Annotated in this window: 11 protein-coding genes; 8 read left to right on the forward strand and 3 right to left on the reverse strand. The window is 56.3% G+C overall.

The window, feature by feature from the left end; translation table 11 throughout:
* Positions 1-140: 140 nt before the first annotated feature.
* From alaS to GSQ86_RS07665, 3 genes are all read left to right on the forward strand, one after another.
* Positions 141-2,819, forward strand: a complete 2,679-nt coding sequence (gene alaS / locus GSQ86_RS07655) for an alanine--tRNA ligase (RefSeq protein WP_158749367.1) — start codon at positions 141-143, stop codon at positions 2,817-2,819.
* 287 nt (positions 2,820-3,106) lie between these two features.
* Positions 3,107-5,482 (forward strand): N-acetylmuramoyl-L-alanine amidase, encoded by a 2,376-nt coding sequence (locus GSQ86_RS07660; protein ID WP_158749368.1) that lies wholly within the window; start codon positions 3,107-3,109, stop codon positions 5,480-5,482.
* Positions 5,483-5,581: 99 nt separating this feature from the next.
* On the forward strand, positions 5,582-6,334 hold the full coding sequence (locus GSQ86_RS07665; RefSeq protein WP_158749369.1) for a CPBP family intramembrane glutamic endopeptidase: 753 nt from the start codon (positions 5,582-5,584) through the stop codon (positions 6,332-6,334).
* Here the strand turns inward: GSQ86_RS07665 and GSQ86_RS07670 are convergent.
* Positions 6,241-7,119 (reverse strand): CPBP family intramembrane glutamic endopeptidase, encoded by an 879-nt coding sequence (locus tag GSQ86_RS07670; protein WP_158749407.1) that lies wholly within the window; start codon positions 7,117-7,119, stop codon positions 6,241-6,243. The genes GSQ86_RS07665 and GSQ86_RS07670 overlap by 94 nt on opposite strands.
* A gap of 36 nt (positions 7,120-7,155) precedes the next feature.
* Positions 7,156-7,980 (reverse strand): DUF5715 family protein, encoded by an 825-nt coding sequence (locus GSQ86_RS07675; RefSeq protein WP_158749370.1) that lies wholly within the window; start codon positions 7,978-7,980, stop codon positions 7,156-7,158.
* Positions 7,981-8,146: 166 nt separating this feature from the next.
* Here GSQ86_RS07675 and GSQ86_RS07680 point away from each other — a divergent pair, with 166 nt between their 5' ends.
* The 5 genes from GSQ86_RS07680 to GSQ86_RS07700 all read left to right on the forward strand — a co-directional run bounded on the left by GSQ86_RS07680 (position 8,147) and on the right by GSQ86_RS07700 (position 12,435).
* Positions 8,147-8,893, forward strand: coding sequence for a YIP1 family protein (locus GSQ86_RS07680; protein WP_158749371.1), 747 nt, complete (start codon positions 8,147-8,149; stop codon positions 8,891-8,893).
* Between the two features lie 205 nt (positions 8,894-9,098).
* Positions 9,099-9,302 (forward strand): cold-shock protein, encoded by a 204-nt coding sequence (locus tag GSQ86_RS07685; protein ID WP_158749372.1) that lies wholly within the window; start codon positions 9,099-9,101, stop codon positions 9,300-9,302.
* Positions 9,303-9,846: 544 nt separating this feature from the next.
* Positions 9,847-10,413, forward strand: a complete 567-nt coding sequence (locus GSQ86_RS07690; protein WP_254062223.1) for a hypothetical protein — start codon at positions 9,847-9,849, stop codon at positions 10,411-10,413.
* 11 nt (positions 10,414-10,424) lie between these two features.
* A complete protein-coding gene (locus tag GSQ86_RS07695; RefSeq protein WP_158749374.1) occupies positions 10,425-11,057 on the forward strand; it encodes a hypothetical protein in 633 nt (210 codons plus the stop codon).
* A complete protein-coding gene (locus GSQ86_RS07700; protein WP_158749375.1) occupies positions 11,050-12,435 on the forward strand; it encodes a Dyp-type peroxidase in 1,386 nt (461 codons plus the stop codon). Before GSQ86_RS07695 ends, GSQ86_RS07700 begins: the two co-directional genes overlap by 8 nt.
* A gap of 19 nt (positions 12,436-12,454) precedes the next feature.
* On the opposite strand, the gene GSQ86_RS07705 is transcribed toward GSQ86_RS07700, so the two are convergent.
* Positions 12,455-13,522: a YncE family protein gene (locus tag GSQ86_RS07705; protein ID WP_158749376.1), complete on the reverse strand. Its 1,068-nt coding sequence runs from the start codon at positions 13,520-13,522 to the stop codon at positions 12,455-12,457.
* Positions 13,523-13,613: the final 91 nt, after the last annotated feature.

Genomic DNA, 13,613 nt, shown 5'->3' on the forward strand with positions numbered 1-13,613 from the left:
TTGCGGTCCATCGGCTGCGCTCAGGATGACAACCCCTTTGATTTGACAATGTGCCTGCGTCGGGACCTGGTGAGTGACAGCTCAATGGAGGCGGCGAAGCCGCGTGTCGCTGGACGCGCAGTCCTATAAACTCTAAAGATATGCAATTTCGTTCCGGCTCTGAAATACGTGAGATGTTTTTGAAGTTTTTTGAGACGAAGGGGCACCGTCGCGTGCACTCGTCCTCTCTTGTTCCTGCCAACGACCCAACGCTGCTCTTTACGAACGCTGGCATGAACCAGTTCAAAGACGTGTTTCTCGGCCTCGAACACCGCGACTATAACCGCGCCACCACATCACAGAAATGCGTGCGCGCGGGCGGCAAGCATAACGATCTTGAAAACGTCGGCTTCACGCGTCGTCACCACACGTTCTTCGAGATGCTGGGCAACTTCAGCTTTGGCGATTACTTCAAGAAGGACGCCATTGCTTATGCGTGGGAGTTGGTGACGTCGCCAGAATGGTTCGGCATCTCCAAAGACCGCCTCTACGTCACCATCTTCAAAGGCGAGAACGGTGTGCCGCGCGATGAAGAGGCCTATAACCTGTGGCTGGATCAGGGAGTGCCGGCGAACCGCATTCACGAATATGGCAGCAAGGACAACTTCTGGCAGATGGGCGATACCGGGCCGTGCGGTCCATGCTCGGAGATTTTTTATGACATGGGGATTGAGGCTTCCGAGACGGGTGAGGACAAGCCGTTCGGAGAAGATGAGGCCCGTTACGTTGAAATCTGGAATCTTGTCTTTATGCAGTTCGACCGCAACCAGCAGGGCGAGTTGAACCTGTTACCCAAGCCTTCGATTGATACGGGTATGGGGCTGGAGCGCACTGCTGCTGTGCTACAGGGGAAGATTTCGAATTTCGAAACCGATTTGTTCATGCCGTTGATTCAGAAGGCTGGTGAGCTGACTTCGACGACATATCAGGATGGCAATGCGCCTACGGATGCTTCGTTGCGCATCATCGCCGACCATGCACGCGCGGCTACGTTTCTCATTTCAGACGGCGTGAATCCTGCGAATGAAGGGCGCGGCTATGTGCTGCGCAAGATTCTGCGCCGCGGGATCCGTCACGGGCGATTGCTCGGACAGGAACAACCTTTCATGCGCGAGATGGTGTATGCCGTTCGCGATGAGATGCAGAATGCGTATCCGGAATTGAAGGAGAGCGCGGACCGTGTTGCCAAGGTTGTTGAGGCTGAGGAGCGACAGTTTGCAAGAGTTCTTGAACTGGGTTCACGACAACTGCAGGCTGCCATGCAGAATGGCTCGCTTTCCGGCGATCAAGCCTTCCACCTTTACGAAACATTCGGTCTGCCCCTGGACTTCATGATGGACGCTGCACGCGATCAGGGCATTCATTTTGATCTTGATGGTTTTGAAAAAGCTCGCGCTGAAGAGCAGGCGCGCGCCCGCGCTTCATGGAAGGGCGGCGCGAAACAATCGGCGAGTCCGGTATTTCGTGAGCTGCCAAAGACTGCTTTCGAAGGCTATCGCTATCTGCGTACGGATGGAGCGGAAGTGCTGGCTATCGTCAAGGATGGACAAGGTGTGCAGACGGCAGGTCCCGGCGATGCGGTCGAAGTTGTGCTCGATCACACCAGCTTCTATGCCGACTCGGGCGGACAGATCGGCGACACCGGTTGGCTCTACTCCGATGATCACAATTCCGTCGTCGCCGATGTGAGCGGATGTACCAAGCCGGTGCAGGGTGTCTTTGCGCACAAGACGATTCTGCGGCAGCCGCTGAAGATCGGCGACAAAGTCGATACGGTTGTTGACGGCGGCTTCCGCAATGCGACACGGCGGAATCATACCGGAACGCACCTGCTGCACGCAGCGCTTCGCGAAGTGCTTGGCATGCACGTCAAACAGGCCGGATCGCTGGTCGAGCCGAACCGTTTGCGTTTCGACTTCTCACACTTCACCGCGATTGCCGATGAAGAGTTGCAGGAGATCGAAGACATCATCAACAAGGAAGTGCTGGGGAATACGGCTGTGGTGACGATTGAAGATGTGCCGATTGATGTGGCCATCAACGAGTACCACGCGATGGCGCTCTTCGGCGAAAAGTATGGCGAGAAGGTTCGCGTGGTGAAGATCGGCGACTTCTCGACCGAGCTTTGCGGCGGTACACATACGGGCGCAACCGGCGAGATCGGCGTCGTCAAGCTGCTCGGCGAAGGCAGCGTGTCTTCAGGTGTGCGGCGCGTGGAAGCTGTGACTGGCCTTGGGGCATTGAATGAATTCCGCCGTGGCTTTGAAGTGGCGCAGCTTGCTTCGCACTTTGCTCCGAGCGCGGACTCGTCGCCCGCGGATGCGTTGAAACACAAACTGACCGCGCAGGACGAAGAGCTGAAGAAATTGCGCCGCGAGCTGGAGCAGATTCGCATGAAGTCCGCTGCCTCGGCAGTTTCAGGCGCTGCGGATCAGGCGGTTGAGGTGAAGGGAATCAAAGTCCTCACACAGCGCGTCGATTCGCTCGACCGTGGGCAATTGCGCACACTGGTCGATAATCTGCGCAACAAACTTGGCTCCGGCGTCGTCATTCTCGGCTCCGCGCAGGAAGAAGGCAAGGTCGCGCTCATCGTCGGCGTGACCAAAGACCTCACCGGCAAAGTGCAGGCGGGGAAAATCGTCGGCCAGATTGCGAAGCTTGTCGGCGGCTCCGGCGGAGGACGGCCGGATATGGCCGAGGCTGGCGGCAAGGATGCTGGTCAGCTGGATGCGGCGCTGAAGAGCGCTCCGCAGGTGGTGGGAGAACTCGCCGGCGAGTAACAGATGTCATTCTGAGCGCAGCGAAGAATCCAGAGGCTTCAGCGGATATAGTTGTATAAGGTTTCTCGAAAAAAGTTGGGAAACCACGGCTCTCGAATGTCTGCTGGATTCTTCGTCGCTTTGCTCCTCAGAATGACATAGTTATGGGAACGAGGCAGTTGGATAACACTCACTTTTCCGGTTTCCATACCGGTTTCCTACTGTTAATTTCGTTTTTCCTGCGTTGCCCCCATTCCCCGCGCCACCTATAATGAAGCAGGCGCTGGCGTGCCGCTGTGAATCTGTCTATGCCCCTTTCCTACCGCTTCGGAGGACGCACGCTGTTTTTGCGCCTGACTATCTGCGCTTTCCTCCTTTCTTTACCCGCCGTTGCAGCGCAGCATCAGGCGCTTTCTCCCTTTGATAAAGCACAGCGTCTGCGCGAGGCCCTTGAAGGCCGTTCAGAGCAGCAGCGTACTCGCCGCGATTACGAGCGCGTGCTCGCTGCCTATCGCGCCGTCTATCATGGCGATCCGGCCTCGCCCAAGGCCGATGCCAGCATCTCGGCCGTAGCCGATCTACTGGCCGAACAGGGTCGCATCTTTCAGGATGAAAAGTCGCTGCATGATGCTATTGGGCAGTATGAGTTTCTGCGCAGGCAGTATCCGGCCAGCCGGTATCGCTACAGCGCGCTGCTGACAGAAGGGGAAATCTACCGCCATGATCTGGATGACCGCAGCGAGGCGAAGACCTCATTTCAGCAATTTCTAAAGCTCTATCCGCAGAATCCGCTATCCGATCAGGCGCGGCAGGAATTGAAGAATATTCATACCGAGGAAGTTGCGGAAAAGCACGGAAAGCGGCCAGGATCGCGGACGCCTGCGCCTGTGGTCGAAGCGCAGATAAATCCTGTCCCGACTCCGTCTACCCAGGTTCCGCCTCCGGCCATTGCATCGTCGCGCCATAAAACGGTAACCACCACTCCGGTATTTCCACCGGCTGCCGCGCAGCCGCCGAAGCAGCAGGCGCAAATCCAACCACCTCCGCCGCAACCTTCTCCCTCTTCGTCATCTGGAAATGAGCCGGTCTCGGGTGATGGCAAGCTCAGCGATGCGGCGATGAACGCGCCGCCGCCGCCGCGCAGGGGCAAACTGCCGCTCGTGACTGGACTGCGGCATTGGTCGACGCCCATTTACACACGCGTCGCCATCGACCTGCAGGATGAAGTGCAGTTTGAGGCCACGCGCGTGCCGAATCCGGATCGCATCTTCTTCGATCTGCACGGCGTCAAACTCTCGCCTGAGCTTGTGGGCAAATCGGTTGAAGTTACCGATGACGGATTCCTTAAGCGTATTCGCGTTGCGCAGTTCTCGAATGACGTAACGCGCGTCGTGCTCGATGTAAGCGACGTGAGCGAATACTCGGCATTTCTATTACCGAACCCGTGGCGGCTCATTGTCGATGTACACGGTAAAAAACCGGGGACAATGCCTGCGCCGTCACTGATCGCGCAGCAGCCCCAATCGCCTGCTGCACCCACGCACGAGACAAACACCTCTGCGTTGCCGGCGGCCCAAGCGAAAACTACTTCGTCAAAATCGCAGCCTGTGCAGATGGCAGCGAATCACCCAATTCCAGCAACTGCATCTGTACCGCAATCTGATGCGCCCAACACCAACTCCTCCCTCAAGGACATTGCCTCTCTCGATCGTCAGCCAAACCGGGTGAAGGCGACAAAGCATCCAACAACGGCACCCGTGGTGCAATCGGTTCGCGGAACATCGCCCGAGCAGCAGCCAAATGAATTGGAAGCAGTCAATGCGCCGCAGCCTGAGGCTCCATCCACCGTGCCGCCAGCGAAAAAGAGCAGCCGCAAAAACACTGCGCCTGCAGATTCGCCAGAGCCAACCATTCACGAGGCCACGCCAACCGCTACCGGGGAACGCTCCATGGTGCGCGCCCTTGGGTTGAAGATTGGCCGCATCGTTGTCGATGCCGGACATGGCGGACACGACTCCGGCACATTAGGTCCGGGAGGCATCGAAGAGAAGGACATCGTGCTCGACGTGGCGCTGCGACTCGGCAAGCTGTTGAAGCAGCGGCTGGGCGCCGACGTGATCTATACGCGCGATGACGACACCTTCATCCCATTAGAGACGCGGACGGCCATCGCGAACAAAGCGCAGGCCGATCTCTTCATCTCCGTACACGCCAATTCAAGCTCGGATGCTTCGGCGCGCGGTGTAGAAACTTATTACCTGAACTTTACGACCTCCGCCGATGCTCTTGAGGTGGCGGCTCGCGAAAACGCGGTCTCCGACCAGTCGATTCATCAGCTCTCTGATCTGGTGAAAAAAATCACGCTGCAGGACAAGATCAGCGAATCACGCGAGTTCGCTTCCGATGTTCAGCAGAGCCTCTACTCCGGCCTCGAAGACGGCAATCCGGGACTCAAAGATCGCGGTGTGAAAAAAGCGCCTTTCGTTGTGCTAATCGGGGCTAACATGCCGTCCATTCTGGCGGAAATATCCTTCCTCACCAATCAGGACGATGCGCATGAGCTTCGTGACCCTGAATATCGCGAGCGCATTGCTGAGTCGCTTTACCGCGGCGTTTCCCGCTATGTCAGCAGCCTGAGCGGCGTGCGTATCGCGCAGAGCAGCGGACACGCGACCGGCAATTAACTTCGCCCTCCATCCCTCACTGTTCCGCTCACGATCTTCGTTCTACACTGTGTGCTGCACTCTTGCCCCGTCCCCGGACAAGAAAAGGACATACGGCATATGTATCTGCGCGCGCGTCCCCGGTTACGAGATCTGCTGGAACTGATTGTTGCGTATGGATTGATTCTCTCCGTCATCTGGACGCCCATGCCCTGGCAGCGATATCTCTACTGTCTTGCCGTCCTCTGCGTCGTTGGCCTTACACTGCTGCGCTGGGAAAAACCGCGCGCACTTGGATTGGCACCAGACCAGACCCTTTATTCCTTCTGGATTGTTGCCGTCGCCATCGCGCTTGCCGCCATCGCCGTTTTCATCGGCTGGCGCATCGGCACGCTGCATCATCTTCCCGTCTTCCGTCATCTCTCGCTGAAAAACCGCGTTGGCGGCTATATTGTCTGGTCGTTCCTTCAGGAATTCGTGCTGCAGGTCTACATGCTTACGCGCATGCTGCGATTACTGCCCCGACGCTGGATGGCGATTGTCCTGGCTGCCCTGTTATTCGCTGTGGCACATCTCCCAAACCCAGTGTTAGTCGGGCTTACGCTGGTATGGGCGTTCATTGCGTGCACATGGTTTCTCCGATATCGCAACCTGTATGCGCTGGGGCTGGCGCACGGAATTCTCGGCATCTGCGTCGCCATCACTGTACCCGATGCGCTGCATCATCACATGAGAGTCGGACTCGGCTACCTGCATTATCATCCGCGACGCCACCTCGATCATCGCAGCAGAGCTCCCCAAATGGTGTCCACACAGGCATGCGTGATTGACGATGCTGCAATTCTTCTTTCAGATCGCCAGGCTCGCCCGTAGAAAATACCTGCAATGGATGCCAGAAGCACATAGCGCCAGTTAAAGTGCACCGCTCGCTTGTTGAAGTGGGAGAGTCCGAAGAGAATTGCCGTCACCGCCAGCGCAGGAATGCGTCCAAGGCGCCTCTCCAGCAGATTCTGCATCCAGCCGCGAAAGAAGATCTCTTCAGGCAGTGCAATCAGGAAAAGGGTGAAAATCCATAAAAACGGTAGTTGCCACGGATGGCTTACGTGTCCATGCCAGTGAAGAAAACCAATCGCCAGGCCTAAGCTGATGGCAATCGGCATATAGAAAAGGAGTTCACGCAGCCCGACCTGCCAGTCAGCACGTCGCAGATGAAGGTCGAATCCCACTCCACTTAGTTGGCGCATTACGTGGAAGCCATAGATGCCGGCATTGAGCAGTATCAGCTTATTCAAAGCAACGAGCCCATGAGGCCATGCCGGCTCGAGCCACCTCAGATCGACTGCCAGACCCAGAGGAACGAGCACAAGAAAATCGAGCAGATGCCCTCGCTGCTGCGGATCGCATTTCGCCGCAAGCGCCAGTAATGCCGCGACAGCAATTGGCAAAACGACATACACCAAGAGCCAGCTCAGGCGAAGCTGATGAAGCGGTCCACAGACAAGCAGGTAAGGAATTGCAAAACTTGCAGGCAGCAGCAGTTGCCGGCTCACGGGCAGTGATCGCTGCATGGTGACACAGCGGTTGCCCATGAAAGCAAACAAAACCAATGGAGTCAGCGCAGTCGCCGCGGCCAGAACAATCCATATCGTAATGTGCATCACGACTTATTCTGGCGCGGCGCCTGACATGCGCGTTTACTCCACCCCAGCCGCTATCAGCGCAGCGCTGCTGCCCTGTTTATTCGGAACTATCTTCGGCGTCAGAGACGGCGCATAGGACTTATAGACCGTGATATGAAAGCACGACTGATAGAACTCTTCCTCAACATCGATCTTTCCGGCTGTCTGTAAGGGCAGCAGGTACGCGCGCATCCAGGCAATCTCGGACATCGACAAACCTTTCTTTCCAATGTCGATGGTTGCACCGGTGAGATGCGGTGAAGCGATGTCGCCCTCAGCGGGAGCAGCATTGCCATTCACTTCTATCAGGCGTCGCTGATAGGCAACGGTGCGCACGGCAGAGTTCACCTGGATCGAACGATGAAAGCGATCGTAATGCACCCGCGCCAGATCGCTTAGGAAACGGGCGGTCCACGGACGGCAGTACCGGCGGTTGACCGGCAATTCGGTGTTGACACGCAGTGACATACTGACCGGCACAGCCACCAGTGCCCGCTGGGTGCGAAGCTCGTTTAACTGATCGTCGTCTTCGATGCGGTCAAGCCCTTCGGCTTCGCTGCGCTGGTTCTGGCGCACCAGAGACTCACGCGAGCCTTTGAGCGGAGGCAGCATGATCAGCTTTGCGTGTCTTAACGGCACTTCAGGAATCGTAGTTGCGGGTGACTCGTCTTTTGCTTCTAAAGCGGCGCGACGCGAGCGGGCGCGATGCCTGCAGGATGCTTTCGCATGCGTGGAGACAGGGGCGGAGACGCGATGATGCGTCTTGCGTTTGGCGGCAAAGGCAGAAGCGTCCGTGCCGGCAGCCAGCAGGACGGCAAGGAGAATGGGAAGACAGCGCATGAGCAGGACCGCGGAGAGTTTCTAGAGCTTTTTCAGACTATCGAAGGGCGGCAAGTGCGGGAAGTATTGAACTTGGTTCAAAAAGCGACGCATCGCTTTTTGATCGCAAGGATCTTTCCGGCAGGGTAAAATCGCGCCAGTTCAACAAAGCATTGAGTGAGGCCCCATGACTGATGCTGTGCCGCAATCCACTGCTGTGCCCCTGAGCGAAGGGCAGCGTATCGTCGATACCTTTGTCGCTCCGTCGAAAACTTTCACCGACATTCTGAGGAAATCGTCCTGGTGGGGACCGCTGGTTATCCTCATCGTGATGGGCATTGTCTTTTCGTTTGCCGTGCAGACGAAGGTGGGATGGGTGAAGGTCTTCGAGAACAACATCCATCAGAGCCCGAAGCAGGAAGAAAAGTTTGCTCAGATGCCGCCGGATCAGCTGGCAACCACCAAGGCAATTTCCGCCAAAGTCACAGCCGGATTTACCTACGGATACTGGGTCATTGTGCTGATTTTCACGGCCGTTTCCTCGCTGCTGGTATGGGCTACGGTGAATTTCGGCTTTGGCGGAACGGCGAAATATGGCCAGATTTATGCCGTATCCATGTATGCCAGCCTGGTGATGAACATCAAGTTCATTCTGGCTACGATTGCCCTCTTTGCCGGGCTGGCCGCCGACTCCTTTCTGATCTCGAACCCGGTGGGGACGAATATCGGCTTCTACCTGAGCAGCGATGCGCCCAAGTGGTTGATGACCTTTTGCACCCACCTCGACATTTTTGAGATATGGTCGTTGATTCTAAGCGTGATCGGCGTCGCCATTGTGGCGAAGGTGAAGCGCGGCACCGCTGCTGTTGCGGTTATAGGGTGGTGGCTGCTGACGGTTCTGGCTCTGACAGGCGCGGCGCTTGCACAGAGTTAAGGCAGGTTACCTGCTCCTTGCCGGCTTTGGTGTAGAAAGGGGCAGGTTAACCCTATCGTTCTGCAATATTTTGTCAAATCGGGGTATACTGAAGTCACGCTCGATTCCGAGTGGGTTTTTGTTACGCACGTAATGCCCTCCAAAGCACTGCCTGCTCTACACCTTCCCGTTTTCAGCGATATCAATACCAAAGGAATACCCCAAAATGGAACAGGGTACAGTCAAGTGGTTTAACGATGCCAAGGGCTTCGGATTCATTACGCGCGAGAGCAACAACGAAGACATTTTCGTACATTTCTCCGCGATCAACGCGAACGGCTTCCGCAGCCTTCAGGAAGGTCAGCGCGTACAGTTCAACGTCGTGCGTGGCGCCAAGGGCTTCCAGGCCGAGAACGTGCAGCCTGCATAAGTTAGGCTAAGCGAATAAAAGCCCGGCTTTCGAGCCGGGCTTTTTATTTTCGATGAGCTTTTCGGAACCCTTTTTCTTTATAAATTATTAGAACGGAAAGAGTTAAGATTACTAAACGAATTTATATCGCTGATCTTAAAGGACGAAGGGTTAGACTTCGCTAGATATTGACTATTCATGGTTTACGCTCACGTCGAAAAAGAATCTGAGGTTTGGCCCTTCAGCAAATATCCCGTCCCCTCATTTATCGTTGCAACAAATATTAACCTTCTTATTCCAATCTCAACTTGAAATCGAAGGCCGCACTGTAAATATTGCTCACAGCTTGACGGAGCACCATCCGCGGCCGAATAAATTGCCTGTATGTGTTTTGTGAATTTCAGGTAATAATGGGGAGCTTTCTCGCCGAGAGCCTACGTTCACTCCCCCGGTTGACATGCCGTAGGGCGCTTCTGTTTCAGCGAACTCTCAATGGTATTCCAGGCTGTTGGGCCAGGCAGTCATCGGACCTCTCATGAGCAATATCAACGGAAAAGTCTACGCAATGAACGCGATCACGCCCATGAAGCCATGGAAGACGTGGATATTGCGTGGATTTTTCTTCCTGCTCGGACATATCAAGCCGCTGCAACAGGATCTGATCAACCTTTCCTTCATCGAATTCGCGCGATGGGTCGTTCTGCCGCGCAGGCAATTCCCTTTCCTGGGAAATGGCCAGGCGGAAGAAGAGTTGCAGTACGACTATCTCCTGTTCTTCAGCAACTTTAACGGGACATGGAATCAATACATCGACGCGTTTTCAGCGGTGCTCAGCAAAGGACTGAACCTGGTGTGGCGGTGGAGTGAGAAGTTTCCGGGGTCGGTTCCGGTGACTTCGTTCAAGGAATATATAGCGCGGGTTCAGTTCGACACCGACTACTACTACACCGCCTATCCGCATGCCGCGGCCAACGATCTGAAATCGGCCCACGTTGTGCAGGCATCGTTCGATAAGCTTGCTGCGAGCGCGCAGAACTACACTCCAGAACAGTTTGAGGATGCGTATCTGCGCTTTGTTCTTGAAGTACAGACCCACCTCGGCGAAACCGGGGAAGCTCCGATTGTGTTTTAGAGAAAGCGGCGATGCCAAACAAAAACGGCAGTGTTTACGGACTCACGATTCTTTCGCCGATCATCGACGATGAGAAAGTTACGCCGTCGCACGATCTGCAGATTCGCAAATATCTCGCCACATTGCCGACCGGGGAGCTGAGCCCTTTCGCGCTCGCACCGGCAACGCATTTGGCTCGCCTGGTCGTGATGGATGACGTGATCTATGTAGGCATGCCGGCATGTGAAGAGCACCTCAAATCGAAGTACCTGGTATTCGAATCAAACTGCGACGGCGAATTGGACGATTATCTTGCCGGACTTGCCGCCAGCGTTCCCGAGCAGCTGGATGCGATCTGGAGCCACTGTGTGGGATATCCGGGTGCGGCCAACCGGCAGGCGTTTATCGACTATATGAAGGCATGCCAGCTGGAGACGACCTTCTACTTTGCCGCGGTCAACGACAAGTCTGTACCCGAAACGCTGCGCGCACTTCAAACGCAACATGCTGTCTCCGAATTCATCGCAGATCACCAGGGCATGGAGCCCGCACGACTACAGGCAGAATTCATGCAGTTCGTAGCCGAACTGAAATTGGCACCCGTTCCCAGGCCAGGTTCGATGGGAGAACCGCGCTACATCAAGACTGGCGGCCGAAATGAGTAGGCTGAACGAGACAGATATCCAGGGGTTTGTGCTGCGCGGCTATAACCTGCCGGTCGCGCGGTATCTTTTTCTACATTTTGAGGACGCGGAGCGCGCTCGCAGCTTGATCGGTCGGCTGCTTCATCACGTCACTACCGGCCAGCGTTGGGATGGCGGAAAGCCCCAGAGCACGGTGAACATCGCGTTCACGCAACGTGGCCTGGCCGCTTTGAATCTGCCGGACGCTACGCTGCTCAGCTTTCCAGTCGAGTTTCAACAAGGCATGAAGAAGCGAGCCGGGATACTGGGGGATTCCGGCTTGAATTCTCCGGAACGCTGGGATGAGCTTTGGCGTGGAGACCTAGTGCATGCGTGGCTTGGCATCAATGCGCAATCGGCTGCGATTCTCGATAGCCGCTACGCGGAAATGCTGGAACTCATGCGAGAGACGGGTGGTGCGACCGTGCTCGCGTCACAGGACGCGGCAGCTGTGGTGATTGACGGCAAGTCGACGACGCGCGAGCACTTCGGTTTTACCGATGGCTTTGGAAATCCTGATTACCTGGGCGTGGACCGGAGTTCGCAACCTGGCCAGGGCAAGCGGATGCCGAATGGCAGCTGGGCTCCGCTCGCGACAGGCGAGTTGCTGCTGGGTTATGCCGATGAAGCAGGCGAGCTGCCGGTTGCACCAGTGCCCCACATACTCGCCAGCAATGGGACTTTCATGGTGTATCGCAAGCTGCACCAGAACGTCGCTACGTTCCGCTCTTATCTCGATGAGTACGCGGCACTTTACGGCGGCGGCAAGGAAAAACTGGCAGCCAAGTTTATCGGGCGCTGGAGAGACGGAACGCCGCTGGATCTTTCTCCCGACAATCCGGATTCATCGATCGCGCAAGACCCGAACCGCAGCACGAATTTCACTTATGGCGCAGATGCCGAGGGCACACGTTGTCCGGTTGGGGCGCACATACGGCGCGTGCATCCGCGGGATGCCTTTGGCTTCAGTGGCAGGCTGATCAATCGGAGGCGCATTACGCGGCGCGGTCTTCCTTATGGGCCATTTGTCGCCGAGGGCGGTCCGGCGTCGGATTCGGAGGAGCGCGGCGTGATATTCATGGCGCTCAACGCAAGCATTTCGCGCCAGTTTGAATTTGTGCAGCAGCAATGGATTGAGTACGGAAACGATGCGCATCAGGGTAACGACAAAGATATTCTCATGGGCAATCACGGCGGCCGCGGCAAGTTCGTCGTGCAGGGAGACGCGAGCCGGGCGAACCCTCCGCTGATCTGCAGCAAACTGCCGAACTTTGTGGAGCTGCGCGGCGGAGATTACTTTTTCCTGCCAAGCATTACCGCGCTCGGCATGATTGCCATGAACCTCGTCGATCCGCGCTAGAAACTGGCTCCCACAAGAATCAGTGGCGGACGGCCCACGCCAAGCCATCGGGTTCGCGTCCTGCCTGAATGTGGCCGGTGATTTCAAGCGATTCCAGATCGATGACGGCGACATAATTGTCAGGACCGCAGGCGACGAAGGCACGGCGGCCATCGGGCTGGATGAGGACGCCTCCGGAGCCGTGACCGATGTTCATCCGCTTCACCTCTTTGCGTGCGCTTGCGTCGAAGACGACGAGCTCCGGACCGCTGGAGACTAATACGCGCTTTCCATCCGGGGTGAACTTGAGACGGTTGGCGCCCTGAGCATTGGCGGCGATGGTCTGGATCACTTTTTTCTCGTGGAAATCGATAACGGAGATGGTGCCGTCCTGCGCATTGGCGACCCATATCTCATTGCCGTCGGGAGAGACATCGAAGCCCTCCGAACCATTGCCGACGCGGACGACGGTCTCATTCCAATCGGTGCGAGGCATGGAGCCGGGAGGCGGTCCCGGCGGTGGGGTTCCTCCGCCTGAAGGCGGATGCATTCCGGGTGGTGGACCGGGCATGTGGATAGGTTCCTGATCGATGATGCTGACGGTCCCGGAGCTGACGTTGGTGGTAACGATGTGTTGCAGGTCGGCGGAGACATAAATCATGTGCGTGCGATTTTGCCCGGTGCCCAGAATCCAGTCCACTTTATGCGTTACGGGATCGTAGCGGCCAATGGCTTTCGCGGCTTCGGCGGTAAACCAGATTTTGTCTCCGGCAAATGTGAGTCCGTGAGGACCGTGCAGTGGGCCGAGGTCAATCTCGGGAAGAGCTTGATGCGCGACGAGATCGACGACGGCTAGAGTGTGAAAGGCTCCGAAACCATAGTTCGATACGTATGCCGTCGTGCCGTCCGTCGATGCAATGACTTCATGAGGATCGTTGCCGACTGGAACTTTCGCGACGACCTGCAAGTTGGAAGCATCGACGATGCTCAGCGTGTGATCCTGCTTGGAGAGGACGAGAAGAGATGCCGACGGCGTGCTCTGTCCGGAGAGGATGGCGGGAAGGCAAAGACAAAGGATGAATGCAGCGCCGCGGATGAAAATTTTCATACGCTGAGAGTATCTCCAAAAACTCAGCCAGCGGAAAAGAATCTTCGTGGCTCAAAAAAGCCAAACATTTCTCTTACGATGAAACCCAAGA

Origin of the sequence: Acidobacterium sp. S8 (genome assembly GCF_009765985.1) — a bacterium.
Taxonomy (GTDB): Bacteria; Acidobacteriota; Terriglobia; order Terriglobales; family Acidobacteriaceae; genus Alloacidobacterium.